26 protein-coding genes are annotated in these 24,735 nt (G+C 35.4%); 2 read left to right on the top strand and 24 right to left on the bottom strand.

The window, feature by feature from the left end:
* Positions 1–61 precede the first annotated feature (61 nt).
* On the bottom strand, positions 62–1,456 hold the full coding sequence (gene leuC / locus ACN5J7_RS10875) for a 3-isopropylmalate dehydratase large subunit (protein ID WP_418603913.1): 1,395 nt from the start codon (positions 1,454–1,456) through the stop codon (positions 62–64).
* Between the two features lie 193 nt (positions 1,457–1,649).
* Positions 1,650–2,009, bottom strand: coding sequence for an acyl-CoA thioesterase (locus ACN5J7_RS10870; protein ID WP_418603912.1), 360 nt, complete (start codon positions 2,007–2,009; stop codon positions 1,650–1,652).
* A gap of 301 nt (positions 2,010–2,310) precedes the next feature.
* Between ACN5J7_RS10870 and ACN5J7_RS10865 the strand changes: the two genes are divergently transcribed.
* A complete protein-coding gene (locus ACN5J7_RS10865) occupies positions 2,311–2,727 on the top strand; it encodes a glyoxalase (protein ID WP_418603911.1) in 417 nt (138 codons plus the stop codon).
* A gap of 9 nt (positions 2,728–2,736) precedes the next feature.
* Here ACN5J7_RS10865 and ACN5J7_RS10860 read toward each other — a convergent pair whose 3' ends face one another.
* The 5 genes from ACN5J7_RS10860 to ACN5J7_RS10840 all read right to left on the bottom strand — a co-directional run bounded on the left by ACN5J7_RS10860 (position 2,737) and on the right by ACN5J7_RS10840 (position 6,527).
* Complete coding sequence (locus ACN5J7_RS10860) at positions 2,737–3,420, bottom strand: DUF2461 domain-containing protein (protein ID WP_418603910.1); 684 nt, start codon at positions 3,418–3,420, stop codon at positions 2,737–2,739.
* A gap of 81 nt (positions 3,421–3,501) precedes the next feature.
* The gene (locus tag ACN5J7_RS10855) at positions 3,502–4,065 is read right to left on the bottom strand and encodes a hypothetical protein (RefSeq protein ID WP_418603909.1); all 564 of its coding nucleotides are present in this window, start codon (positions 4,063–4,065) and stop codon (positions 3,502–3,504) included.
* 45 nt (positions 4,066–4,110) lie between these two features.
* Positions 4,111–4,335 (bottom strand): hypothetical protein, encoded by a 225-nt coding sequence (locus ACN5J7_RS10850; protein WP_418603908.1) that lies wholly within the window; start codon positions 4,333–4,335, stop codon positions 4,111–4,113.
* Between the two features lie 209 nt (positions 4,336–4,544).
* A complete protein-coding gene (locus ACN5J7_RS10845; RefSeq protein ID WP_311938217.1) occupies positions 4,545–5,447 on the bottom strand; it encodes a mechanosensitive ion channel in 903 nt (300 codons plus the stop codon).
* A 303-nt stretch (positions 5,448–5,750) separates the two neighbouring features.
* Entirely contained in the window at positions 5,751–6,527 is a 777-nt protein-coding gene (locus ACN5J7_RS10840; RefSeq protein ID WP_418603907.1) for a tRNA pseudouridine synthase A, read from the bottom strand.
* A gap of 99 nt (positions 6,528–6,626) precedes the next feature.
* Here ACN5J7_RS10840 and ACN5J7_RS10835 point away from each other — a divergent pair, with 99 nt between their 5' ends.
* Positions 6,627–7,043: a hypothetical protein gene (locus tag ACN5J7_RS10835; protein WP_418603906.1), complete on the top strand. Its 417-nt coding sequence runs from the start codon at positions 6,627–6,629 to the stop codon at positions 7,041–7,043.
* A 62-nt stretch (positions 7,044–7,105) separates the two neighbouring features.
* Here ACN5J7_RS10835 and hisIE read toward each other — a convergent pair whose 3' ends face one another.
* The 17 genes from hisIE to lpxD form a co-directional block, all read right to left on the bottom strand.
* Positions 7,106–7,732 carry a bifunctional phosphoribosyl-AMP cyclohydrolase/phosphoribosyl-ATP diphosphatase HisIE gene (gene hisIE / locus ACN5J7_RS10830; protein WP_418603905.1) on the bottom strand — a complete coding sequence of 209 codons (627 nt, stop codon included), beginning with the start codon at positions 7,730–7,732 and terminating at the stop codon, positions 7,106–7,108.
* 40 nt (positions 7,733–7,772) lie between these two features.
* A complete protein-coding gene (gene hisF, locus ACN5J7_RS10825; protein WP_418603904.1) occupies positions 7,773–8,534 on the bottom strand; it encodes an imidazole glycerol phosphate synthase subunit HisF in 762 nt (253 codons plus the stop codon).
* 94 nt (positions 8,535–8,628) lie between these two features.
* Positions 8,629–9,363 carry a 1-(5-phosphoribosyl)-5-[(5-phosphoribosylamino)methylideneamino]imidazole-4-carboxamide isomerase gene (hisA, locus tag ACN5J7_RS10820; protein WP_418603903.1) on the bottom strand — a complete coding sequence of 245 codons (735 nt, stop codon included), beginning with the start codon at positions 9,361–9,363 and terminating at the stop codon, positions 8,629–8,631.
* Position 9,364: 1 nt separating this feature from the next.
* Positions 9,365–9,964, bottom strand: coding sequence for an imidazole glycerol phosphate synthase subunit HisH (gene hisH / locus ACN5J7_RS10815; RefSeq protein ID WP_418603986.1), 600 nt, complete (start codon positions 9,962–9,964; stop codon positions 9,365–9,367).
* 116 nt (positions 9,965–10,080) lie between these two features.
* The gene (gene hisB / locus ACN5J7_RS10810; protein ID WP_418603902.1) at positions 10,081–11,214 is read right to left on the bottom strand and encodes a bifunctional histidinol-phosphatase/imidazoleglycerol-phosphate dehydratase HisB; all 1,134 of its coding nucleotides are present in this window, start codon (positions 11,212–11,214) and stop codon (positions 10,081–10,083) included.
* On the bottom strand, positions 11,211–12,248 hold the full coding sequence (gene hisC / locus ACN5J7_RS10805) for a histidinol-phosphate transaminase (RefSeq protein WP_311938232.1): 1,038 nt from the start codon (positions 12,246–12,248) through the stop codon (positions 11,211–11,213). The genes hisB and hisC overlap by 4 nt, the downstream gene beginning before the upstream one ends.
* A gap of 85 nt (positions 12,249–12,333) precedes the next feature.
* Entirely contained in the window at positions 12,334–13,620 is a 1,287-nt protein-coding gene (gene hisD / locus ACN5J7_RS10800) for a histidinol dehydrogenase (protein ID WP_418603901.1), read from the bottom strand.
* Between the two features lie 120 nt (positions 13,621–13,740).
* Positions 13,741–14,598: an ATP phosphoribosyltransferase gene (gene hisG / locus ACN5J7_RS10795; RefSeq protein ID WP_311938237.1), complete on the bottom strand. Its 858-nt coding sequence runs from the start codon at positions 14,596–14,598 to the stop codon at positions 13,741–13,743.
* A gap of 321 nt (positions 14,599–14,919) precedes the next feature.
* Positions 14,920–15,735: a prohibitin family protein gene (locus tag ACN5J7_RS10790; RefSeq protein ID WP_311938244.1), complete on the bottom strand. Its 816-nt coding sequence runs from the start codon at positions 15,733–15,735 to the stop codon at positions 14,920–14,922.
* Positions 15,736–15,745: 10 nt separating this feature from the next.
* The gene (locus ACN5J7_RS10785) at positions 15,746–17,779 is read right to left on the bottom strand and encodes a VWA domain-containing protein (protein ID WP_418603900.1); all 2,034 of its coding nucleotides are present in this window, start codon (positions 17,777–17,779) and stop codon (positions 15,746–15,748) included.
* Positions 17,780–17,805: 26 nt separating this feature from the next.
* Positions 17,806–18,552: a 3-oxoacyl-[acyl-carrier-protein] reductase gene (gene fabG, locus ACN5J7_RS10780; protein WP_311938251.1), complete on the bottom strand. Its 747-nt coding sequence runs from the start codon at positions 18,550–18,552 to the stop codon at positions 17,806–17,808.
* 186 nt (positions 18,553–18,738) lie between these two features.
* A complete protein-coding gene (gene sucD, locus ACN5J7_RS10775; RefSeq protein WP_311938258.1) occupies positions 18,739–19,611 on the bottom strand; it encodes a succinate--CoA ligase subunit alpha in 873 nt (290 codons plus the stop codon).
* A gap of 74 nt (positions 19,612–19,685) precedes the next feature.
* The gene (locus ACN5J7_RS10770) at positions 19,686–20,630 is read right to left on the bottom strand and encodes a UDP-3-O-(3-hydroxymyristoyl)glucosamine N-acyltransferase (protein WP_418603899.1); all 945 of its coding nucleotides are present in this window, start codon (positions 20,628–20,630) and stop codon (positions 19,686–19,688) included.
* A complete protein-coding gene (gene efp, locus ACN5J7_RS10765; RefSeq protein ID WP_311938265.1) occupies positions 20,630–21,196 on the bottom strand; it encodes an elongation factor P in 567 nt (188 codons plus the stop codon). Before efp ends, ACN5J7_RS10770 begins: the two co-directional genes overlap by 1 nt.
* A 74-nt stretch (positions 21,197–21,270) precedes the next feature.
* Positions 21,271–22,056, bottom strand: a complete 786-nt coding sequence (gene lpxA, locus ACN5J7_RS10760) for an acyl-ACP--UDP-N-acetylglucosamine O-acyltransferase (RefSeq protein ID WP_311938267.1) — start codon at positions 22,054–22,056, stop codon at positions 21,271–21,273.
* A 94-nt stretch (positions 22,057–22,150) separates the two neighbouring features.
* A complete protein-coding gene (locus ACN5J7_RS10755) occupies positions 22,151–23,557 on the bottom strand; it encodes a bifunctional UDP-3-O-[3-hydroxymyristoyl] N-acetylglucosamine deacetylase/3-hydroxyacyl-ACP dehydratase (protein WP_418603898.1) in 1,407 nt (468 codons plus the stop codon).
* Positions 23,548–24,570, bottom strand: a complete 1,023-nt coding sequence (lpxD, locus tag ACN5J7_RS10750; protein WP_418603897.1) for a UDP-3-O-(3-hydroxymyristoyl)glucosamine N-acyltransferase — start codon at positions 24,568–24,570, stop codon at positions 23,548–23,550. The genes ACN5J7_RS10755 and lpxD overlap by 10 nt, the downstream gene beginning before the upstream one ends.
* Positions 24,571–24,735 lie beyond the last annotated feature (165 nt).

Below are 24,735 nucleotides of genomic sequence, written 5' to 3'. Positions count from 1 at the left end.
TTTAAAGTTCAATATTAAATATTCAAGGTTTTAAAACGTCTTAATATTTTACTTTTGTATTTTAAATTAATTCTCTAGGGTCGGTTACTACGCCGGTAACTGCTGCGGCCGCAGCGACCAACGGACTTGCCAATAGGGTTCTTGAACCCGGACCTTGGCGCCCCTCAAAGTTTCTGTTTGATGTACTTACCGCATATTTACCAGCAGGTACTTTATCGTCGTTCATCGCTAAACACGCCGAACAACCCGGTTGTCTTAATACAAATCCAGCTTCGTTGATAATGTCTAAAAGACCTTCTTCTTTAATCTTGTCTTGAACTTCGTGAGACCCAGGAACTAACCACGCTGTGATATTTTCGGCCTTTTTTCGGCCTTTAACTATGGATGCAAACGCACGAAAATCTTCAATTCTACCATTGGTACAGCTGCCTAAGAATACGTAATCTACTTTTTTGCCAATCATGGCGTCGTTTTCTTCGTATCCCATATAATCCAAAGACTTTTTGTAAGTAGCAACACCACCTTCAACAGCTTCGGCATTTGGAATGTTTTTTGAAATACCCATTCCCATACCTGGATTTGTTCCGTAGGTAATCATCGGTTCAATATCACTCGCATTAAAAGTCAATTCTTTATCAAAGGTTGCATCAGCATCGGTTTTTAAGGTTTTCCAATGTGCTACAGCTTTATCCCAAGCTTCACCTTTAAGAGAAAGTGGTTTGTCTTTTAAATATTCAAAAGTGGTCTCATCAGGTGCAATCATGCCGCCACGGGCACCCATTTCAATGGATAAATTACAAACCGTCATACGTCCTTCCATGGTCATGTTTTCAAAAACATCACCGGCATATTCAACAAAATAGCCTGTTGCGCCAGATGTTGTTAATTGCGAAATGATATACAAAGCCACATCTTTTGGTGTAACACCTTTACCCAATTGCCCATTTACATTAATGCGCATTTTTTTAGGTTTGGGCTGCATGATACATTGTGTAGATAATACCATTTCGACTTCCGAAGTACCAATACCAAAGGCAATAGCACCAAAAGCACCGTGTGTTGATGTGTGCGAATCGCCACAAACAATCGTAGCGCCAGGGAATGTAATACCGTTTTCTGGTCCCACAACGTGAACAATACCGTTCTTTTTATGGCCCAATCCCCAATGGCTAATACCGTATTCGTTAGAATTGTCTTCTAAAGCCTTTAATTGATTTGCCGACAACGGGTCTTCAACTGGTAAATGCTGATTTATGGTTGGGGTATTATGGTCTGCTGTAGCAAATGTACGTTCGGGGTACAATACGCTTAGACCTCTGCTTTTTAATCCTAAAAAAGCAACAGGACTGGTTACTTCGTGTATAAAATGGCGATCTATAAAAAACACATCTGGCCCACCTTCTATCTTTCTTACAACGTGCGAATCCCACACTTTGTCAAACAATGTTTTGCTCATAAAATATCTTATAATTTAGTAAGGAATACAAAGTTATAGTATAATGGAGTTATTTAAAACTTTAGCGGGCTTTGTTATTGAATTTTTATAAAATTTCCAATAGAAGCATTATAAATTGAATTTTATGCAACAGAACAACTTAATTGATTATAATATTTAAAACAAATTTACAACCGTTTTGCTCGTTTATATTCTATATGTTTTTACCGTGTGCTTTGGGCTTTCCGTCCTCGCCCAAATTAACCATAATAATATTGGAAATGGTTATTATGGTTTCGTGTGTCATAATATTTCTAACCTCGCAGCTTAAGGCGATATAAGCGTTTCCAACCTTGGTGATTTCAATGCCAATTTCTACAACATCACCCTGTTTTGCGGAAGCCACAAAATCTATGGCGCCCATAGATTTGGTAACTACTTTTTTGTTATCAAATTGAATGATGGCAAACAACGCTGCTTCTTCGTCTATCCATTCCAAAAGGCGACCGCCAAAAAGGGTGCCGTTTGGGTTTAAATCTTCGGGTTTGATCCATTTTCTTGTTTGAAATTTCATATATAAGTGGGTTAGTTAAAATATTAATATCTATAATATTTTTTGTTGTTTGCCTTCAGTGAAGTCTATATTTTATGGATTATTTACGCTTCCGAATTTCATAAGGCCATATTTTTTTAAAATTTAAATAAACTCATGTTCGTTGTTATTGGTTATCAAGATGTTGGTCGCCAACGCTGCTCATTATAAATTTTATTTAAAGATAGAAAAATCTTCAATGTTAATAACCTCGTTGATAATAATAAAGGTATTGGTCATTATAAGCTCTGATTATTGATATTTTTAATAAAAATCCTAAACCATGAACTCAAGATTATTTAACCTAAAAAGTATTCGCCCAGAAATTTCATCTGAAACAATTAATGATAATATGAGTGCTGATGAACGTTTTCAGAATTTAGTTTTGCGTCCTGTGATCAAGCTGCAAAACGAATTGCTTATTGAAGTTTTTAAAAATTATGTGGTTAAGCACAAATCTGTTTTTTATGATTTGTCTTTACAAAAACGTATGGATTATATTGAAAATGCGATTCAAAAAGACATGAAATTCAGAAACTCAGTAAAAGGTATGATTATCGGGCTTTTTACCGTTGAAGAGTATTTAATTTACATTGAAAACTCTTCGGCTTTAAACAAACGCATGATGCACATTGTAAAAGAGCGTTTGTTAAGCAACATTCAATTGTTTGAAAAACCTGAGTTGCTAGCTGCGGTTTAAAAACCATAATCACTTTTCGATTAAAGAAACCCCATTCAAATCCGTAGTCAACACGTCGCTCATATAATCAAAATACGGACGAATAGCTTTAAACGAAGTATTTATGTCGTCTAAAAAATTGGCGTCCAAAACAGCTTTGTCGGTATATTTTTTAACGAAAATATATTGTTTCTTTTTAATTAAATCGATGGCTTTGTGCTCTTTATCAAAACCTCTTGGAGCGGTTTTTACTTCGTCGCCAACAAAATATCCCCAAATGGATTTAAAAGATTTATTCCCAATTATTTTGCGGATTTCTGAATCGTCCATTTCAAACTCTTTTCTAATACGCTGCAAATCGGCTTTGGCCGGTTCCCAGAAACCGGTTGCAATAAAACTTTCGTTATTAGGCTGAATGTGCAAATAATAGCCGCCACGTAATTTAGGCTTTGTTCTGTGAAACGATCCGCCAAAATGGGTTTTGTACGGCAGCTTGTTTTTCGAAAAACGCACATCCCTGTATATTCTAAAAAGTTTCAGTTTATCTATGTCGTCGTGTTTGTTTAGGTTTTCTAAAACCGAATTGTAAATTTTTTTAATCTCTGTTTCAATCGCTTTAAACTCCGGTTTGTTTTCGTTAAACCAATCGCGATTGTTGTTTTTTTCAAGTTGTTTAAAAAAGTTTAATGCCGATTTTAATGCTGATGTACTCATTCGTTTTTTTTTAGAGGTTCTAAAGTACAAAAAGTCCCGAATTAATCGGGACTTTTATAAGTATCTTAACAAGACATGGCATTACCTCATGTCTTTACTCTCTTTGCTATAGGTCATTTTTTTAATGCGCTTTGAAGCATCATCAAAATATTCTACTACAAAGTTTCCATTCTTATCAAAATAACCAATACCATTGTGCATTTCGCCTCTTATAATATAATTGCCACTGGCACTTGTAGACCATGCTTTTCCTATTTTAACAAACTCATTTTCGTCTTTATCGAATATAATATCGAAACCTTTATCATTAGGTGCAAACTTATACGTTTCGTTACCACTAACAAAAAAAGTCTCCTTTGTTAAAACATCATAATCGGCATCGTTGTCGTCATCAACCATAACCATTTTTTCTACTTTTTTTGTAGCGTTTACACGGTTTTGATTAACTTTATTTTCATCCTTTTTATCTAGTTTAACGTCAGCGGTTTCGCGCGTAATAACTTTTACTTTTTTCTCCGAGGTTTCTTTATCGTTTTTGGTTTTAACAATCTTTACCTTGGTTTCTTGTTTTACTTCTTTTGGTTTTTCCTGTGCCATTGCACTGCCTATAAAAAGTAGTGCAAACGCAAATATTAATTTTTTCATTTTTGTTTATGGTTTTATGTTTTAAAAAGGGTTTTGTGCTTGGTATTAACTTTTAACAATATCTTTTTTTGCTTCTTCTTTTATTTCCTCGATTTCATCTTTTACATCTTCAACTGCATCTTTTACATCATCAGAGGCATCCTCTAATTCATCACCAATGTTATCAATAGCTTCTTCTATTTTTTCATTGGTTGTTTTTTTCTCCCTACAGCTTGTAAAGACTATTGATGTTGTAAATACCAATGCCAATATTAAAATGATTTTTTTCATGATTTTAAGTTTTTATATTAATTGTTTAAAATGATAATAGCTTATTTATTTTGAAATAAACCTACTCTAATTTTTAGAGAATTTGTATAATATCCATTTTAAAAATAGGTTGTGTAGACTATTTAAGTTACGTCCTAAAAATATAAGGCGGATGTTTTTTTAACTTTTTTTAACTTGAGATGTTAAAACCAGTTAATATGTAATTTTGCTTAATTTTTTGAAATTTCTTTTGAAACTTTCGAGTTTTCAAAAGCCAATTTATTATCAAACTGAAGCGTGCGAATTGGGAATGGTATATTAATTCCAGCCGTATCGTAAGCTTTTTTAATTTCGATAATAGCCGTGGTTTTGGCATGTAGTTTTTCCAGCATGCTTTCTGCATCTATCCAAAATCGGCATAGAAAATTTATTGAGCTGCCTCCAAATTCGGTATAATAAAACTCGACGTTTTCTGCGCTTTCAACTTGATCGAAAGCTTGGGCGATGGTTTTTTTAGTCAATGTTTTTACTTGCTCTAAATCCGATTCGTAGCCCACGCCACATTCAACCGAAACGCGCATTTTGGTAGTTAGCGAGTAGTTTTTTAAAGGGTTTTCCAAAATCATTTTGTTTGGCATAATAACAATATTGTTATCGGCTTCCTTTAAAACAAATTCCTTGAGATTAATATCGATAACTTCGCCCGAAAACCCATTGGTTTCCACCCAATTTCCTATTTGTATTTTTTTTCTGAAAGACAACACAATACCCGCAACGGTGTTGCTAAGCGTGTTTTGTAGTGCCAAACCAATGGCTAAACCAGCAACCCCCGCTGTGGCCAATAACGAGGTTAGCGTTTTGCTTAAATTTAAAATACCCAGCGATATATAAAGCCCCACTAAAACGAGAACTACCGATGAGATTCTTGAAATAATTTGAGCGACAGATTCCTGTTTAACTTTTTTAGATACTAATTTGTAGGTGTATTTGTTTACATATTTGGCAATAAAAAATGCAGTAATTAGCACCAAAAGGGCTAATCCGAAATTTGGTAAATATTCAATTATAGTAGTTAGCCAGTCTTGTAATTTTGATACAATGGCGTCAAAAGCTTCTGTTATTGTGTTTTCCATTTTTGTTCAAGTTTTAAATTATTAATTCGTTTTATTTAAAAGACGAGTTAATACTTAAAAATGGTAATCGGTTAAAAGGAAATTTAACGCTATAATGATTTTTAACAATTTTTCTTCTTTCATGTTCAAATAACTCATATGTTAATTTTAAAGGTTTTTTAGTGAATGATTTATGTTTCATTCCTCTTTGAAGCTAAATTAAAATTTATGCTGCATAACGTTTTGTTCATTTGATATGAATACTTGCTCATTTAAAAAAATGATTGGAAAACAAGCAATGGAAGGAAGAATTGAAGTCAAATCTTATTCAAATTCAATATTATTTAAAATAAGCCCCGAAGCCGGAGCGATGTAGTGCATCTTTACCGTACTGTTTGGAAGTAGGCTTTTGCGGATATCGTCCAATGATAATTTTCCTTTGCCCAAATCAATCAGCGTTCCCATCATTAATCGGATTTGATTTCGCATAAACCCTTGGCCTTTTACCCTTAGCACATAGGATTTTTTAGGAAAATAGTTAGCGGTATAAATGGTGTTTTCAACCAGTTCACATAACAAAATCTCTCTGTTGTAAACACCATTATCCGTTGGTTTGTAGCAATAGGATTTTAAGTAATTTTCGCCTTCAAAAAGTTTGGCACCTTGTTTCATTACATCAATATCCAAATCATCAAGAATGGTAGTCATTATCGGGGCGCAAAAGGGATGGCATTTTTCGCCGTATGTAAACAAATACAGATACTCTTTAACTTTGGAGTGTTGAATTATATTAAATTTATCATCAACTTCCTTAATGTTTAAAGCACGAATATCTTGTGGCAGGTTATAATTGAATAATTCCAAAAAGGCGTTTAAATCTTCAATAGGTTCAAATAAAAACAATTCGATTGCCGCATGTTCTGCCGAAACCATCGCATCGGTTCTGCCAGAACTTAAACTCTTAAAACGTTTACCTTCTAAAATAAAATTTAATGTTCTATCTACCATTAAATGTAGGGTTTTTACATCGGGTTGCTTTTGCCAACCATGAAAACGATAGCCTAAATATTGAATGGAAATGAGATAAAAATACTTGTTCATTATTGCTTTTTAGAAGAAGGAAAAATACGCTCTTTTATTAATTGTGACAAAAAATTTATACATTGTATTATATTTTTAACTAACTAAAAACCAATTATTATGACAAATTCTTCCAACAAACCTCCAGTTTGGTTCTGGATTGTGAGTGTAATTGCACTCGCTTGGAACGCTATGGGTGTTGACCAATATTTAGGTAAAGCTTACAATACAGAGCGATGGCGTTCTGCATTAACTCAAGAACAATTAGATATTGTTTCCAATCATCCAACTTGGTTAACCGCTGTTTTTGCAATAGCTGTTTTTTCGGGTGCTTTAGGTTGTATAGCCCTTTTACTTAGAAAAAAATGGGCATATTCTTTATTGAGTTTATCGCTCTTTGCCGTAATTATACAAATGGGTTATTTCTTGGCAAATGGGCATACGGATAATTTAGGAATGACAATTTCCATTATACTATTTTCCATATTTTTAGTCTGGTTTTCTAAGCATTCAAAATCTAAAGGCTGGATTTCGTAAAATAAAATATTTCTATCAACCATTTTTAAGAGGCTTTTCCCTAACCAGAATAAGGCCTCTTTTTATTTGTGCCTGTTTTTTAATTCTGCTTCAATATCTTTTAAAGTAAATCCTTTTGCTTGCAACAACATTAAATAATGAAAAAGCAAATCGGCCGATTCGTAAAGAAATAACTCATCGTTATTATCCATAGCCTCAATAACGGTTTCTACAGCCTCCTCGCCTACTTTTTGAGCCACTTTGTTAATGCCTTTTGAGAACAAACTTGCCACATAAGATTTCTTGGTGTCTTTATTTGCAACGCGCTCAGCAATCACATGTTCCAAAGTTGAAAAGAATCCGTAATTAGCTGTGTTTTTTTCTCCCCAACAATTATCGGTGCCTTTGTGGCAGGTTGGCCCTTGTGGATTTACTTGGATTAGGAGCGTGTCGTTATCGCAATCGTTTTTTATATCAACCAGATTTAAAACATTTCCACTTTCCTCGCCTTTAGTCCACAAACGCTGTTTACTTCTGCTAAAAAAAGTAACTTGTTTGGTTTCTATGGTTTTATTATAGGCAGCTTCATTCATATACCCCAACATCAACACATTTTTTGTAGTGGCATCTTGAATGATTGCGGGAACTAGAGCCCCCTCTAACTCCCCCCAAGGGGGAGAAATAATATCTTTATGTTTTTCGCTGTTCATTTCTAAATATTTATTTGAGTATGAATTCCCACTTTGGGGATTAGGGGGCTAATCGCACTTCAATATTATTAGCTTTTAATTCTTTTTTTAATTCTGGAATAGGGATTTCTTTAAAGTGAAACACACTGGCGGCCAAAGCAGCATCAGCTTTTCCATCTTTAAAAGTGTCTATAAAATGTTGAACGTTTCCTGCCCCACCCGATGCTATTATGGGTATATTTAAAGTTTCAGAAAGTTTTTTTAAGGCTTCATTTGCAAATCCGTTTTTGGTACCATCATGATTCATTGATGTGAATAAAATTTCGCCAGCACCTCTATTTTCAACTTCTTTGGCCCACTCAAACAAATCTAAATCGGTTGGAATGCTGCCACCCGCTAAATGTACTTTCCATTGGCCGTCCACTAATTTCGCATCAATAGCAACGACTACGCATTGGCTTCCGAATTTGTTAGACAGCTCGTTTATTAACTCTGGTCGTTTTATTGCAGAAGAATTAACCGATACTTTATCTGCGCCACATTTTAAAAGCGCATCGACATCTTCAACAGACGAAATACCGCCACCAACAGTAAACGGAATATTAACTTGTTCGGCAACGTGCAAAACCATATCTAAAGTGGTTGCTCTACCTTCTAAAGTGGCCGATATATCTAAAAACACAAGTTCGTCTGCCCCAACGTTTGCATATTGTTTTGCTAACTCAACCGGATCGCCGGCATCGCGTAAATCAACAAAATTTACACCTTTTACGGTACGTCCGTTTTTAATATCTAAACAAGGGATGATTCGTTTTGTTAACATTAAATATTCTTTTTTTTTCATTTCCGCAAAAGCGGAAATCTTAATGTTTTAGTAATCAAGTGGATTCCTGCCTTCGCAGGAATGACAAATTCAATTATACAAATTTTTCTAATTGTTTTAAACTGATTCTGTTTTCGTAAATGGCTTTTCCTATAATTACACCTTCGCAGCCAATCGCTTTTAAAATAGGCAATTCTTCAATGTTCGAAATGCCGCCAGATGCGATTAACTTTATGGATTGCCCGCTGCTACTGTTTGAGCATTCTGTGATAATTTGCTTATACAGTTCAACTGATGGGCCTTCCAGCATACCATCTTTTGAAATATCGGTACAAATAACATATTGGATACTCTTTTTTTGATATTTTTTTATAAACGGAATAACATCCTCTTTACTCTGTTCCATCCAACCGCTAATGGACACTTTTCCGTCATCGCTATCGGCGCCCAAAATAATTTTTGTGGCACCATATTTTGATATCCAACCTTCAAAAGTTTCAGGATCTTTAACTGCAATACTTCCTCCGGTAATTTGTCTAGCCCCCGAATTAAAAGCAATGTGTAAGTCTTCATTCGTTTTTAAACCTCCACCAAAATCAATTTTAAGATGTGTTTTAGATGCGATTTGCTCTAACACTTTATAGTTTACAATATGTTTAGCTTTTGCGCCATCTAAATCTACCAAGTGCAAATATTCAATTCCTGAATCTTCAAAAGTTTTGGCAATTTCAAGGGGACTTTCACTGTATATTTTTTTTGTTCCATAATCGCCTTTGGTTAAGCGGACACATTTACCGTCAATTATATCTATGGCTGGTATTATTCTCATGTTATAATTCTATAAAATTTTGCAATATTTTAGCTCCTGCAAAACTACTCTTTTCTGGATGAAATTGTACACCATAAAAATTATTGTGTTTTAATGCCGATGCATAATTCAATCCGTAATCCGTTTTAGCAATGGTTTCTTTACATTGTTCAGCATAATAGCTATGCACTAAATACATATATTCGTTTTCTTTAATTCCTTTAAACAAGTCAGACTTTAAATCATTTATAACATTCCAACCCATTTGTGGCACTTTTACATCGGATGTAAAACGCTTAACATCTGTTTGAAAAATGTTTAAACCTTTTGTGTTACCCTCTTCAGTAAATTTACACATGAGCTGCATGCCCAAGCATATCCCTAAAACGGGTTGTTTCAGTGTCGGGATTAAAACATCCAATCCACTCTCCTTTAACATTTTCATGGCACTACTCGCTTCGCCTACGCCCGGAAAAATAACTTTGTCCGCTGCAATAATTTCCTGTGGATTATTCGATAAAACAGCGTCATAACCTAATCGTTTAAATGCAAACTGTATGCTTTTAATGTTTCCTGCGCCGTAGTTTATAATAACAACAGAAGCTCCATCTAGCTTCCCCATAGGGGAAGAACTCTTACTCGAACGCTTTAGTTCACTCATATTTTGAAATTCTTTTTTATTGATTTGCTTTATTAGCAAACCTTGGAATTCCCCCTTTTGGGGGTTAGGTGGCTTTTTTATAGCATCCCCTTTGTACTTGGTAAAATCATTTTTTCCACATCACGTTTTACGGCCATTTTAATGGCTTTTGCAAAGGCTTTAAAAATAGCTTCAATTTTATGATGTTCATTTGTGCCTTCTGCCTTTATGTTCAAATTGCATTTTGCGCCATCGGTAAAGGATTTAAAGAAATGAAAAAACATTTCGGTTGGCATTTTGCCAATCATTTCGCGTTTAAAATCGGCTTCCCAAACCAACCAATTCCTTCCGCCAAAATCTATAGCTGCCTGAGCGTAGCAATCGTCCATAGGCAAACAAAAACCATAGCGCTCAATACCTAATTTGTTGCCCAAGGTTTTGTTGAATAGTTCGCCCAAAGCAATCGCAGTGTCTTCTATGGTGTGATGCTCGTCCACTTCCAAATCACCATCAACCTTAATGTTTAAATCCAATTGCCCATGTCGCGCTATTTGGTCTAACATGTGATCGAAAAAAGCAAGCCCCGTATCAATTTTGCTCTTTCCTGTACCATCAAGATTCAGTTGAATAGCAATTTTAGTTTCATTAGTATTTCTAATAAGACCACCAGAACGCTCATCTGCTTTTAAAAATTGATAAATTTTTTCCCAATCATTGCTCTCCAAAGCAATATAGGCATCTAACTCGTCACGCTTAACCGTAATTTCATCAGTCCCCAAATGGGTCTCATCATTTATAAAAATACCTTTTGCCCCTAAGTTTTTTGCCAACTCAATATCTGTTAACCTATCGCCGATTACGTATGAATTTTCTAAATCGTACTCCTCAGAATAATACTTGGTAAGCAAACCCGTATTTGGTTTGCGTGTTGGCGCATTGTCTTTAGCATAGGTTTTATCAATATAAATCTCCTTAAATTCAATGCCTTCATTTTTGAAGGTTTCTAAAATAAAATTATGAATGGGCCAAAATTTTTCTGAGGGATTATCCGGTGTTCCCAACCCATCTTGATTGGTAACCATAACGATTTCGTAATCCAGTTCTTTGCAGATTCGCCCTAAATATTGAAATACTTTTGGGTAAAACACCAGTTTTTCAAAGGCATCCACCTGCTCGTCTGCCGGTTCTTTAATCAAAGTGCCGTCTCTATCTATAAATAGTACTTTTTTCATTCTAATGATTTTAAAGTGCTTATCAATGTTTCGTTTTCGTTTTTAGTGCCAACTGTAAACCTTAAACAGTTTTCGCATCCATACTGTGTGGTTCGGTTTCTTATCACGATACCTTTAGCAATAAGTTGATTGTATCGTTTCGTGGCATCATCTATTTTTACCAGAACAAAATTGGCATCGGTGGGATAAATTTTTGAAACAAAACTGATTTGTTGCAATTCCGCCACTAAAACCTCTCGCTCTTTAAGGATGGCTTCAATTTGGTTTTTTGCCAAATTTTTTATCGATAATTGCTCAACGGCTTTCTGTTGTGTAAGCTCGTTAACGTTGTATGGCGGTTTTATTTTGTTTAAAACTGAAATAATTTCTTCTGAAGCAAAGCAAATTCCCAACCTAATTCCTGCCATACCGTAGGCTTTTGACAACGTTTGGGTAACTATTAAATTTGGGAGCTCATTTAGTCTGTTTATCCAACTTTCATTATTTGAAAAATCTATATAAGCCTCGTCAATTACAACCAAACCGTGAAAAGATTGTAGTAATTTTTCAATTTTTCCTTTAGAAAAACTATTCCCGGTAGGGTTATTTGGTGAGCATAAAAATATGATTTTTGTTTTATGGGATGCCGTACGAATTATGCCCTCTAAATTAGGCTGAAATTGTGGGGTTAAAGGAACTTTGCGGTTTTCAATATTATTAATTCTCGCCAAAACCTGATACATGCCGTACGTTGGCGGCAATGTGATGATGTTGTCTTGATTGGGTTCGCAAAAGGCTCTAAAAATCAAATCCAACACCTCGTCGCTTCCATTTCCCAAAAGCATGTTATTTGTGGAAACACCCTTGATTTCTGATAAAATAGATTTTAATTTTCCCTGTTTTGGGTCTGGATAACGATTTACACCATTTTCAAACGGATTTTCATTGGCATCTAAAAAAACCATCGCATCACTGCTGCCTTGAAACTCGTCGCGCGCGGACGAATACGGTTTTAGGGTTTTTATGGTTGGTCGAACTAAGTTTTTAATATTCATTTTTTTTGTCTCACTGAATCTGTTTCAGTGTCTCATTTAATTGTTATTTGTGCGATGCTGAAACCCGTTCAGCATATCGCCGCTTTTAATTTTTCAAATCTTTTAAGCGAATTGAAACCGCATTTTTGTGGGCTTGTAAACCTTCGGCTTCCGCCATTAATTCTATAGTTTCGCCAAGGTTGAGCAAACCTTCCTTTGATATTTTTTGAAAGGTCATACTTTTTAAAAAGCTGTCTAAATTCACGCCCGAATACGCTTTGCTAAACCCGTTTGTTGGTAAAGTATGGTTTGTTCCAGAGGCATAATCGCCGGCGCTTTCAGGGGTGTAATTACCAATAAAAACAGAACCCGCATTCATGATACCGTTAATATAAAAATCCTCATTCTTAGTGCTAATAACAAAATGCTCTGGACCATATTCGTTAATCAAATCGAGTGCTGTTTCATCATTTTCGACATAAATTAATTTGGAATTAGCGATGGATTTTTCAGCAATCGCTTTACGCGGAAGCACCCTTAACTGTTTTTCGACTTCGTTTGAAACCTCTTTAATCAACCGGTTTGAAGTCGATACCAAAATAACCTGACTATCTGTACCGTGTTCGGCTTGACTTAATAAATCGGATGCCATGTACGACGCCTTTGCGGTATCATCGGCAAAAACCAGCAACTCGCTCGGGCCTGCAGGCATATCGATGGCCACATCGTATTTTGTGGCTAATTGTTTTGCAACCGTTACAAATTGATTTCCTGGACCGAAAATTTTATAAACTTGCGGTATGCTTTCTGTTCCAAACGTTAAGCCAGCAATGGCTTGAATCCCTCCAACTTTAAAAATTTTTGTAACGCCACAAAGTTTCGCGGCATATAATATTTCTGGTGCCAACGCACCGTTTTTATTAGGCGGCGAGCACAAAACAATCTCTTTGCAACCTGCAATTTGCGCCGGTACGCAAAGCATTAAAACAGTTGAAAACAACGGTGCCGTACCGCCAGGGATGTAAACACCTACTTTTTCAATGGGGCGTTTTTCTTGCCAGCATATAACACCTTTTGTGGTTTCAATTACAACTTTTGGTGTTTTTTGAGCGGCATGAAAAGCCTCAATATTTTGTTTTGCCTTTTTTATAGCGGTTTGAAGTTTTACAGGAACATTATCAATGGCTTCTTCAATTTCTTTCTCGCTTACTTTATTGGTTTGTAAATTAACAGCATCAAACTTTTGTGTGTATTTTTTAATGGCTTTATCCCCGTTTTTATTTATATCATCAAAAATTTGATTAACGGTAGCTTCAATGTCATTTACGGTTTGCGTTGGCCGTTTTAAAATTTCTGACCAATCGTTTTTATTTGGATTGTTAATGATTTTCATTGATTAATTTTTTCTTCATTTCCGCGAAGGCGGAAATCTTTTTAAACAAAACACCTTTTATGATTAGTGAAATATATGATGATATTTCCACCTTCGTGGAAATAAAAAAAACTATACATACTAAAGCACCATTTTTTCAATTGGGCAAACCAAAATACCTTGAGCGCCGTTTGCTTTTAATGCTTCAATAACATCCCAAAATTCGTTTTTATTAATTACGGAGTGCACAGAACTCCACCCCTCCTGGGCCAAGGGTAAAACCGTTGGGCTTTTCATTCCGGGCAGTAAATTAATAATATCGTCGATTTTTTCATTAGGCGCGTTCAACAAAATATACTTTGATTGCCTGCCTTTTAAAACCGATTGTATTCTAAATTGAATCGTATTTAAAATGGCTTGTTTTTCTTCTGATAAAAGTGGTGAAACGGCCAATACAGCTTCAGATTTTAAAATAACTTCCACCTCTTTTAAATTGTTTTTAAAGAGTGTGCTTCCACTAGAAACAATATCGACAATGGCATCTGCCAACCCTATATTTGGGGCGATTTCAACTGAACCATTAATAATGTGAAGCTTAGCGGTTACACCGTTTTCTTTTAAAAAATTCTGCACCGTATTTGGGTACGATGTGGCGATACGCTTGCCGTTTAATTCTTTAATACTGTTATAAGTTGAAGATTTTGGTACGGCAATACAAACCCGACAGCTTGAAAAGCCCAATTTTTCAGCAACTTTTATGTCATTGCCTTTTTCAATTAACACATTTTCGCCAATAATTGCGGCATCTACTACGCCATCTTTAAGATACTGCGGTATATCGCCATTTCGCAAATAGAATACTTCTACGGGGAACCCTTTCGCCGATGCTTTTAATTGATCTTTCCCGTTATCGATATAGATTCCGATGTCTTTTAAAAGCCTCATCGAGTCTTCGTTTAAACGTCCCGATTTTTGAACTGCAATTTTTAGTTTACTCATTTATTTGTTTTTTATGAGTTTAAAACAACCAAGCTTTTTTAAAATTAAAAACCCGCTTGATTGTCTCAAACGGGTTTAAAAATATGCTGATTTTATTCAATACATCTTCAGTTCGCTTGAGAGCAAATATGAAAATGATGAGGATGTGCTTGAATAAATGTCATTTCTTTTGTTGTTATTGCAAATATCTATAATTAAATTTTATAATTCCAATTATTAAAAACAAATTTTACAATTATTAAATATTCTATATTTTTATTTATAAATGATTATTTAATTTTTAAAATATCAATATAAAAACTGAATAATTTAATTTTCAGCTTACTGATTTCCTAAAATAATTGGCAATCCGCTATCGCCAGAGCCAATAACAATAACCTTGCTATTTGGTGATTCTGCTAATTTCATGGTGGCGTCAATACCTTTATCTTGTAAAATCTTATCAGTTAAAGATGCGCTTAAAAGCCTGTTTGATTCTGCTTTTCCTTTAGCTTCAATAATTACTTTTTCAGCTTCTTTTCTTGCACTTTCAAGTCTGAACTCATATTCCAAAGATTCTTGTTCTTGTTTCAACTTGCGCTCAATAGCATCTTTTATTGTTGACGGTAAAGTAACATCGCGTACCAAAACTTCATTTAACTGAATAAACTGACCTTCCACAATGTTCTTGGTTTCTTCAAATATTTCCTGTTGAATGGCATCACGTTTGCTAGAATACAATTGCTCTGGTGTGTAACGTCCCACAACACTTCTGGCCGCACTACGTATGGCTGGAAGCAAAACACGCTCTTTGTACATTTCACTTTTCTCTTGGTGCAATTTTCCTAAATTTTTAAAATCGGGTTGAAACCAAACCGAAGCCTCTAATTTAATGTCCAATCCGTTTGAAGATAACACGTTCATTTTCTCAGTAACTTCCTGTTGTCTTACCTCATATACAAAAACCTTGTTCCAAGGTGCAACTATATGAAAGCCTTCTCCCAATGCGGGTTTATCTACAACAACACCTTCTCCAAAGGTTCTAAAAAGCACACCGGCCTCACCAGAGTCGATGGTTACTGCAGATTTTGATAATAAAACAACTAATACTATTGCTACAATTACAAAGGGTAATGCAATTTTTGGTAATTTTTCCATTTCTATTTCTTTAAATTAATCCGTTATATTTTCGTAAAAACCACTCACTTGCTAAGCTTAAAGCAATGATTATGAGTAGGTATTTCCAATCGACCAAAGGTATGATATTTTTATTGCTTTTTTGAATAGAAGCGTAACGATTATTACTTAATAAATTGTTAATTAAATCGTTTGAATCATCAATAAAATAGCTAGTTCCTCCACTATTTTTAGCTAACTGATTTAGCTTTACCACATTGGCGTTTAAAAACTGCTGTTCGATGTTGTATTCCAAAATTTGAAAAGTACCGGATTTTGAAATATTTTCATTGGTAGCGTTAACCGTAAAACTATAGGTTGAAGGCGGCAAACTGCTTAAATCGACTTGATAATTGTTGTTTTTTAAAATAAGCGGAAATGTTTTTTCTTCATCCGAATTTTCATCTTTTACAATGATATTAAGTGTTTCCCGTGTATCGAACGTATAATTCTTATCGAAAAATTGTGCTTTAATGATCACGTTTGTATTGCCGTTGTAAAACGATTCATATTCAACATTCAATCGGTTTTTGCGTTTGTTCGAGGCTAAATATTGAACGAGTTTCCCAATAAAATTGTCAAAAGCTTTAAACGACTTCGTGTTTATAAAACTTTGCGCCCGCCATTGCCAAATGTTCTCTCCAAATAAAATGGCTTCCCTCCTTTGGTTGGCTTCAAAAGACACCAATAATGGTTGGTTTGTTGAAACATTCCCCAATTTTTTATTGAGAATAGTTTCAAAAGGAATTGAAAATTCAACCGCTCCAAAATTTGATTTTAAAGGCGGAAACGACTCAAAATCTATATCATCAATAATAAAGGGTGCATAGTTTGGATTTAATTCCGCTTGATAGTCTTCAGTTTGGTTTGTTATTTCTTGATTGAAATTTTCACTCGTTCTATTCACAAAATTTAAGTCGGTTTTAGTGCCAACAATTATAAATATGTTTTTGTTTTCTCTATGGATAACATCAAATAATTTTTTAAACTTATTGTTTGGCTGATTAACTATAAGTAATTGAAAATCATTTATTTGATTAATTATTTCATTTGAATTTAAAAACGCGACGGAGCGTTGTTCATTGCTTTCAATGCTTTTCTTAAGCGCACCTAAATCTGGGTGCGGAAAATCGGAAACAATAGCAATTTTTGTTTTTTGATCTATAACTTCAACTGCAAAGTTTTTTGTGTTATTAATGATATTCTTCTCGTTTTCAATGGGAATTACAGTCGCTTTGAAACCGCTAACCCCAACCCTATTTGCTGGCAATGTAAAATTGATGGTTTTCGAATTATTGTTTTTGGTGAAATTAACAGCTTGTGAATAAACCGTAGCATTGCCTTGGGTTACAACAAAACGAGAATTGGCATTACTATTTCCATTATAAGTGATTATTACCTCAACAGGAAAACGGTTTTTCAAATAGGCGTATCTATTAACATTGAGTTGGTGTATCTTTAAATCGGTGTGCGTTACCGTGTCGCCCAAAATAATAGGATAAATTGGGTTTTTGTATTTTGTGGTTATAAACTCGTAATCATTCCCGTAGGTTTGATTGCCATCCGAAATAAGAACGCTGGCCGTATTCGCGTCGCTATACACTTCGGATAACTGACTGAAGGCATCAGATATATTGGTTTGTTTTTCGGTAAACCGAAGGGAATCAAACGGTTTTAATTGCTCGCCGAAAGTGTATTTTGAGATATTGAATTTGGTGCTTAACTCTTTGTTTTGAGATAGCCTATCAACTACATTTAAAGTGTTTTCGTCTTGTTTTAGATGTTTTATAGAACTGGAATTATCAATAGCGATTACAAGGTTTGGTTTTTCCGTGGTTAACGTAAGTTGTTCAAACTTGGGATTGATAAGTAATAAAAACACTGAAAACAACGTAACAAACCTTAAAAAGGAAAAAAGCACGTTTAATTTAGAAATCTTTTGACTGCCTTTTATATACTGAAAAAGCGCTAATAAAAGCGCTATAATTCCAGCAATAATAATGTATAGTATAGTTTCTGTTTGCATTAAAGCTCAACGCTTTTTTTAATAGATTAAGTAAGCATGCCGCCATCAACGTTTAGGGTCTGTCCCGTAACGTAGGCACTCATGTCGCTCGCTAAAAACACGCAAACGTTGGCGATATCTTCTGGAGTTCCGCCGCGTTTTAATGGTATGGCTGCACGCCATCCTTTTACAACTTCTTCATCTAATTTAGCAGTCATTTCGGTTTCAATAAACCCGGGAGCAACCACGTTGCTTCTTATATTTCTTGAACCCAATTCCAATGCCACGGATTTTGAAAATCCAATAATCCCCGCTTTTGAAGCTGCGTAATTGGTTTGACCCGCATTTCCTTTTACGCCAACCACCGAACTCATATTGATTATAGAGCCTTTACGTTGTTTTAGCATAGTGCGCTGTACGGCTTTTGTCATGTTAAAAACCGATTTTAAATTAACTTCGATAACTTTATCAAAATCTTCCTCGGTAATACGCATTAATAAATTGTCTTTGGTAATACCGGCATTGTTAACTAAAATATCAATACTTCCAAATTCGGCCGCCACATCTTCAGCTAATTTTTGAGCTTCATCAAAACTCGCCGCATTGCTTTTATAGCCTTTAGCTTTTACACCCGAAGCATTTAATTCGCTTTCAAGTTCGTTTGCGGCTTCAACCGAAGAACTGTATGTAAATGCAACATTGGCGCCATGTTCAGCAAATATTTTGGCAATACCTTTTCCGATACCTCTACTTGCTCCTGTAATGATGGCCGTTTTTCCTTCTAATAGTTTCATTATATATTATTTTTAGTAACCACGAAGACAAAACAATAACTATTTGAATTCGCTTTTCTTTGGTTAGTATTTATTTTCCTTTCAAATATAGTAAATCCTAGATTGCCATAAATAAAAAAACCTCACAAAATTATGTGAGGTCTTTAATGGTATTTGTTAATTTATTTCAGTCTATACGCTCTGTTTTTATGCTAAAACTTCAGCTATTTTTTTACCAATTTCGGCTGGTGAATCCACAACGTGAATCCCACAAGCTCTCATAATTTTCTTTTTGGCTTGAGCGGTATCGTCACTTCCGCCAACAATAGCACCAGCGTGCCCCATGGTTCGACCTGCAGGAGCGGTTTCGCCGGCAATAAAACCAACTACGGGTTTTTTGCTTCCACTGGCTTTGTACCAGTTTGCTGCATCGGCTTCCAATTGTCCGCCAATTTCACCAATCATAACAACAGCTTCTGTTTCCGGGTCGTTAATTAATAACTCAACGGCTTCTTTAGTGGTTGTCCCAATAATTGGATCGCCACCAATTCCAATAGCGGTTGTAATCCCCAAACCTTGTTTTACAACTTGGTCGGCCGCTTCATAAGTTAAGGTTCCAGATTTTGAAACAATACCCACTTTTCCTTTTTTGAAAACAAAACCAGGCATGATACCAACTTTAGCTTCATCGGGAGTGATTACTCCAGGGCAGTTAGGGCCAATTAATCTGCAATCTTTATTTTTTATATAATTTGCTGCTATAATCATATCAGCAACAGGTATGCCCTCAGTTATCGTAATAATTACTTTGATACCGGCATCGGCTGCTTCCATGATGGCATCGGCAGCAAATGCTGGCGGTACGAAAATAATCGTAGTATCTGCACCAACTTTATCAACAGCCTCTTTAACAGTGTTAAAAACGGGTTTATCTAAATGGGTTTGACCACCTTTGCCCGGGGTTACACCACCAACAACATTGGTACCGTATTCTATCATTTGGGTAGCATGGAACGTGCCTTCGCTACCTGTAAATCCTTGAACTATAATTTTTGAATCTTTGTTTACTAAAACACTCATAGAAGATTATTTATCATTAATTTAATCACTTACAAAAGTAATTTTTTAATTCTATTTTTAAAGTAAAAACTGAATTACTTTTTTTCGCTTTGCTTTAATTTTTCCAGCAACTCTGGAATCTTTCTAATCGAAGCGATTTCTTTATATTTTGTACGGAAGTCGTCTGCAGGAATTCCAAAATAGCTTTTGCCACCCTCTAAAGATTTACTAACGCCTGCCTTTGCCGATATAACGGCTTTAGCACCAATAGTAATGCCACTGGTAATCCCCACTTGCCCCCAAATAGTTACTTCGTCTTCAATAATAACACAACCGGCGATACCAACTTGCGATGCTATTAAACATTTTTTGCCAATAACGGTATCGTGCCCAATTTGCACTTGATTATCTATTTTTGTGCCTTCTTTAATGGTTGTATCGGCAGTTACACCTCGATCGATAGTACAAGCTGCACCAATATCTACATGGTTTCCAATAACGACACGCCCACCAGATTTTAGTTGATCGAAGCCTGAAGGTCTGTTTTTATAATAGAATGCACTGGCCCCTAAAACCGAACCTGAGTGAATTTCGACATGGTCGCCAATAATCGCATTATCATAAATACTTACGTTGGAATGAATGATGCAATGGTCTCCAATTACCACATTGTTACCAATAAAACAATTCGGTTGGATTACCGTGTTTTTTCCAATTTTAGCAGAATTTGATATTTGGTTATTTGAAGATTGAAAGGGCTTAAAATGATTGGTAAGTTTATTGAAATCCCTAAACGGGTCATCGCTAATAAGCAACGCTTTTCCTTCGGGGCAATCCACTTTTTTATTGATTAATATAATGGTTGCTTTTGATTCTAAAGCTTTATCGTAATACTTCGGGTGATCGACAAAAACAATGTCTCCAGATTCAACCACATGAATTTCATTCATGCCCAAAACAGGAAAATTATCATCACCAATATATTCACAATCAATTAATTGCGCTATTTCTTTTAAAGTATGTGTTTTAGGAAACTTCATTATTCCTTAACACGTTCTTTATATGTGCCTTTGTCAGTTTCGATTTTTATTTTATCGCCTTCATTAATAAATAAAGGTACATTTACCTCTGCACCGGTTTCAACCGTAGCCGGTTTGGTTGCGTTGGTGGCCGTATTTCCTTTTACTCCGGGTTCGGTTGCGGTAACCTCTAAAATAACACTTGCTGGCATTTCTACCGATAACGGCATATTATCTTCTGTGTTAATAATAACCGTAACCACTTCGCCTTCTTTCATTAAATCCGGCCTGTCTAAAGCAGCTTCAAGCAATCTAATTTGTGTGTAATCGGCTTCGTTCATAAAGTGATAAAACTCGCCATCATTGTATAAATACTGAAATTTATGGGTTTCTACGCGTACATCATCAATTTTATGACCTGCTGAAAATGTGTTTTCCAGCACCTTTCCGCTTGTTACACTTTTCATTTTTGTTCGAACAAAAGCTGGTCCTTTACCAGGTTTTACGTGTAAAAATTCAATTATTTTATAGATGTCGTTATTGTATTTGATACATAATCCGTTTCTAATATCTGATGTACTTGCCATGTTTTGTCGTTAAGTTGTTATTTGTTTGTTGTTGCGTTGAAAACTATTCATTTGAATTTTTCAAAGAAGGGCTATTAATTCGATTTGAAGTAGCCTTTCATAATACCGCGTTGTGAATTCTTTATAAATTGAAGAATTTCGTCACGTTCTGAAGTGGCTTCCATTTCAACTTCAATAATCCCTGAAGCCTGTGTGTTGTTGTAATTTTTTTGATAAAGTATTCTGTAAATATTCTGGATTTCCCTTATTTTTTCTGTTGAATAACCGCGACGTCTCAACCCTACGGAATTAATTCCAACATAGGATAAGGGCTCTCTGGCCGCTTTTACGTAAGGAGGCACATCTTTTCTAACCAACGAACCGCCGGTTACAAAAGCGTGATTGCCTATAGATACAAATTGATGAACGGCTGTCATGCCCGCCAAAACTACATAATCGCCAATATTAATATGGCCTGCAAGCGTGCTGTTGTTTGAAAAAATACAGTTATTCCCAACAATACAATCGTGCGCAATGTGGCAATAGGCCATAATTAAACAATTGTTGCCGATGACGGTTTTCATTCTATCGGCCGTACCTCTATTTATGGTAACGCATTCTCGAATGGTAACGTTGTCACCTATTTCAACCGTGGTGTCTTCGTCGTTATATTTTAAATCTTGCGGCACAGCAGAAATTACTGCCCCTGGAAAGATATTGCAGTTTTTACCTATGCGAGCACCTTCCATTATTGTAACGTTACTCCCTATCCAAGTGCCTTCACCTATTTTAACATTATTATGAATAGTAGTAAAAGGCTCTATCACAACATTTTTAGCAATTTTTGCGCCCGGGTGGACGTAAGCTAGTGGTTGATTCATTTTTGTAATTTTATATTGATAAGTATGTAAAAATGTGTTCGCAATGTCATGTTTCTAGTTTAATTGAATATGAAAAACACTGCTGGTTTATTAGTTATTTAACTTTTGATATTTGAGCCATTAGTTCAGCTTCTGCACATAACTTTCCGTTAGCGTAAGCGTAACCTTGCATGTGGCAAATACCTCGGCGTATGGGTGATATTAAATCGCATTTAAAAATTAAAGTGTCGCCCGGAGATACTTTTTGCTTAAACTTAACATTATCCATTTTCATAAAAAATGTCAAGTAATTTTCTGGGTCTGGCACGGTGTTTAAAACGAGTACGCCTCCGGTTTGCGCCATGGCTTCAACAATTAAAACACCCGGCATTACAGGAGCACCGGGAAAATGACCTTTAAAGAACTCTTCGTTCATGGTTACATTTTTTGTGGCTATAACATGATGGTCGGAAAGTTCAAAAACCTTATCGATTAACAAAAATGGCTGCCTGTGCGGAAGCATTGCCATAATTTGGGTAACATCCATTAAAGGCGGTTGGTTCAAATCAATATTCGGCACATTATTACGACGTTCGTTTTTTATAATTTTAGACAGTTTTTTTGCAAACTGTGTGTTAACAAAATGCCCAGGTTTATTTGCTATAACCTTACCGCGTATTCTTGTGCCAATAAGTGCTAAATCGCCTAAAACATCAAGCAATTTATGTCTTGCCGCTTCATTGGGGTGGTGTAACGTAAGGTTATCTAAAATGCCATTGGGTTTTACGGCTATATTATCTTTTTTAAAAGCAGCCCTTAATTTTTCCATCGTTTCGGGCGATAACTCTTTATCCACATAAACAATGGCGTTATTCAAATCACCACCTTTTATCAAACCATGCTCTAAAAGCATTTCAATTTCATGCAAGAAACTAAAGGTTCGCGAATCTGCAATATCTTCTTTAAAATCTGAAATGGTATTTAAAGTCGCGTTTTGAGTGCCTAAAACCTTAGTGCCAAAATCGACCATTGTCGTAATTTGATACTCTTTGGAAGGCATTACTAAAATCTCGCTGCCTGATTCTTCATCGGTATAAGAAATAACGTCTGTTACCACATATTCTTCCCTAAACGCATCCAACTCAACTATTCCTGCTTCCTCAATGGCTTCAACAAAAAACTTTGAAGACCCATCCATAATTGGTGGCTCGGATTCGTTTAATTCAATAATAGCGTTATCGATATCCAATCCCACTAAAGCGGCGAGTACATGCTCTGAGGTTTGTATAATAACACCGTTTTTTTCTAAGCAAGTACCACGCTGAGTATTGGTAACATAGTTGGCATCTGCTTCAATAATTGGTGCACCTTCCAAATCAATTCGTTTAAAAGCAAGTCCCGTATTTGCGCTAGCCGGTTTAAAAGTCAGGGTTACATTTTTTCCTGTATGCAAACCCACCCCTGTTAAAGACACTTCGTTCTTTAAGGTTTTTTGTTTTATTTCTGTATTAACTATTCCCATTTGCTTTTTTCTAAATCATTAATATTCCTAACAATTTTTGGTAAGTTTTTAAAGTGTACATAGGATTTGTTAAAATCTGCATAAGGTAAGGCCGGCGACCCTTGCAGCACTTCGTTGTCCTTTACATTTCTACCAATTCCAGATTGTGCCTGAATTTTTACATTACTACCTATGGTAATATGACCAACAATACCAACCTGCCCTCCTATTTGGCAATTTTCTCCAATTTTAGTAGATCCCGCAACTCCCGTTTGGGCAGCAATAACCGTATTTTTACCAATCTCGACATTGTGCGCTATTTGAATTTGATTATCCAACTTAACACCACTTCTTATAATGGTTGAACCCAAGGTTGCCCGGTCTATGGTGGTAGCCGCACCAACTTCTACGAAATCTTCAATAATCACATTTCCTATTTGTGGCACTTTATTATATTGGCCTTTTTCGGTTGGCGCATAACCAAAACCGTCTGCCCCAATGATTACCCCAGAATTAATAACACAATGTTTACCGATAATACAATCTGAATAAATTTTTGCTCCAGAAAATATAACGGTATAATCATCTATTACCACGTTATCGCCTATATAAGCGTTTGGGTATATTTTTACGTTACTTCCAATATTTACATTTTCTCCAATATATGAAAACGCGCCTATGTAAACATCTTCGCCATGTCTTGCGGAATCAGATATGAAAGCCGGACTTTCAATACCTGTTTTAACATTTTTTATTTGATTGTAATACTCAAGTAATTTAGAAAAAGACTTATAGGCATCATCCACTTTAATTAATGTGGTCTCAATATCTACTTCCGGATCAAAAACCTTGTTTACTATAGCAATGGATGCCTTGGTGGAATATATGTATGATGTGTATTTTGGGTTAGCAAGAAACGTTAAGGAGCCTTCGGTACCTTCTTCAATCTTTGAAAGTCTTGACACTTCAACATCTGGGTTACCAACGACTTCGCCCTCTAATATATCTGCTATTTGCTGTGCTGTAAATTTCATCTGTTTGAAAGTAAATTGATTATTATGTCAGATGTAATTCGCATAGAGAAAATATTATTTGTATTTAATGTTTTGATTATGCTCATTTCACACTTTAAAATTTGTTGTTTTTTTGATTACCGCAAAAATAGGAAAAATGTGCTAAAGTTTTTCATGTGCCACCAT

Source organism: Hwangdonia sp., assembly GCF_048381975.1.
Classification (GTDB): domain Bacteria; phylum Bacteroidota; class Bacteroidia; order Flavobacteriales; family Flavobacteriaceae; genus Hwangdonia; species Hwangdonia seohaensis.
Note: the sequence above shows the minus strand (reverse complement) of the source record. Positions and strands in the feature narration are given on the sequence as shown.

Bases quoted from the DNA above. Each gene is read 5' to 3' on its own strand.
- leuC (WP_418603913.1), bottom strand. From the start codon at position 1,456: ATGAGCAAAACATTGTTTGACAAAGTGTGGGATTCGCACGTTGTAAGA.
- ACN5J7_RS10870 (WP_418603912.1), bottom strand. From the start codon at position 2,009: ATGAAATTTCAAACAAGAAAATGGATCAAACCCGAAGATTTAAACCCA.
- ACN5J7_RS10865 (WP_418603911.1), top strand. From the start codon at position 2,311: ATGAACTCAAGATTATTTAACCTAAAAAGTATTCGCCCAGAAATTTCA.
- ACN5J7_RS10860 (WP_418603910.1), bottom strand. From the start codon at position 3,420: ATGAGTACATCAGCATTAAAATCGGCATTAAACTTTTTTAAACAACTT.
- ACN5J7_RS10855 (WP_418603909.1), bottom strand. From the start codon at position 4,065: ATGAAAAAATTAATATTTGCGTTTGCACTACTTTTTATAGGCAGTGCA.
- ACN5J7_RS10850 (WP_418603908.1), bottom strand. From the start codon at position 4,335: ATGAAAAAAATCATTTTAATATTGGCATTGGTATTTACAACATCAATA.
- ACN5J7_RS10845 (WP_311938217.1), bottom strand. From the start codon at position 5,447: ATGGAAAACACAATAACAGAAGCTTTTGACGCCATTGTATCAAAATTA.
- ACN5J7_RS10840 (WP_418603907.1), bottom strand. From the start codon at position 6,527: ATGAACAAGTATTTTTATCTCATTTCCATTCAATATTTAGGCTATCGT.
- ACN5J7_RS10835 (WP_418603906.1), top strand. From the start codon at position 6,627: ATGACAAATTCTTCCAACAAACCTCCAGTTTGGTTCTGGATTGTGAGT.
- hisIE (WP_418603905.1), bottom strand. From the start codon at position 7,732: ATGAACAGCGAAAAACATAAAGATATTATTTCTCCCCCTTGGGGGGAG.
- hisF (WP_418603904.1), bottom strand. From the start codon at position 8,534: ATGTTAACAAAACGAATCATCCCTTGTTTAGATATTAAAAACGGACGT.
- hisA (WP_418603903.1), bottom strand. From the start codon at position 9,363: ATGAGAATAATACCAGCCATAGATATAATTGACGGTAAATGTGTCCGC.
- hisH (WP_418603986.1), bottom strand. From the start codon at position 9,964: ATGGGGAAGCTAGATGGAGCTTCTGTTGTTATTATAAACTACGGCGCA.
- hisB (WP_418603902.1), bottom strand. From the start codon at position 11,214: ATGAAAAAAGTACTATTTATAGATAGAGACGGCACTTTGATTAAAGAA.
- hisC (WP_311938232.1), bottom strand. From the start codon at position 12,248: ATGAATATTAAAAACTTAGTTCGACCAACCATAAAAACCCTAAAACCG.
- hisD (WP_418603901.1), bottom strand. From the start codon at position 13,620: ATGAAAATCATTAACAATCCAAATAAAAACGATTGGTCAGAAATTTTA.
- hisG (WP_311938237.1), bottom strand. From the start codon at position 14,598: ATGAGTAAACTAAAAATTGCAGTTCAAAAATCGGGACGTTTAAACGAA.
- ACN5J7_RS10790 (WP_311938244.1), bottom strand. From the start codon at position 15,735: ATGGAAAAATTACCAAAAATTGCATTACCCTTTGTAATTGTAGCAATA.
- ACN5J7_RS10785 (WP_418603900.1), bottom strand. From the start codon at position 17,779: ATGCAAACAGAAACTATACTATACATTATTATTGCTGGAATTATAGCG.
- fabG (WP_311938251.1), bottom strand. From the start codon at position 18,552: ATGAAACTATTAGAAGGAAAAACGGCCATCATTACAGGAGCAAGTAGA.
- sucD (WP_311938258.1), bottom strand. From the start codon at position 19,611: ATGAGTGTTTTAGTAAACAAAGATTCAAAAATTATAGTTCAAGGATTT.
- ACN5J7_RS10770 (WP_418603899.1), bottom strand. From the start codon at position 20,630: ATGAAGTTTCCTAAAACACATACTTTAAAAGAAATAGCGCAATTAATT.
- efp (WP_311938265.1), bottom strand. From the start codon at position 21,196: ATGGCAAGTACATCAGATATTAGAAACGGATTATGTATCAAATACAAT.
- lpxA (WP_311938267.1), bottom strand. From the start codon at position 22,056: ATGAATCAACCACTAGCTTACGTCCACCCGGGCGCAAAAATTGCTAAA.
- ACN5J7_RS10755 (WP_418603898.1), bottom strand. From the start codon at position 23,557: ATGGGAATAGTTAATACAGAAATAAAACAAAAAACCTTAAAGAACGAA.
- lpxD (WP_418603897.1), bottom strand. From the start codon at position 24,570: ATGAAATTTACAGCACAGCAAATAGCAGATATATTAGAGGGCGAAGTC.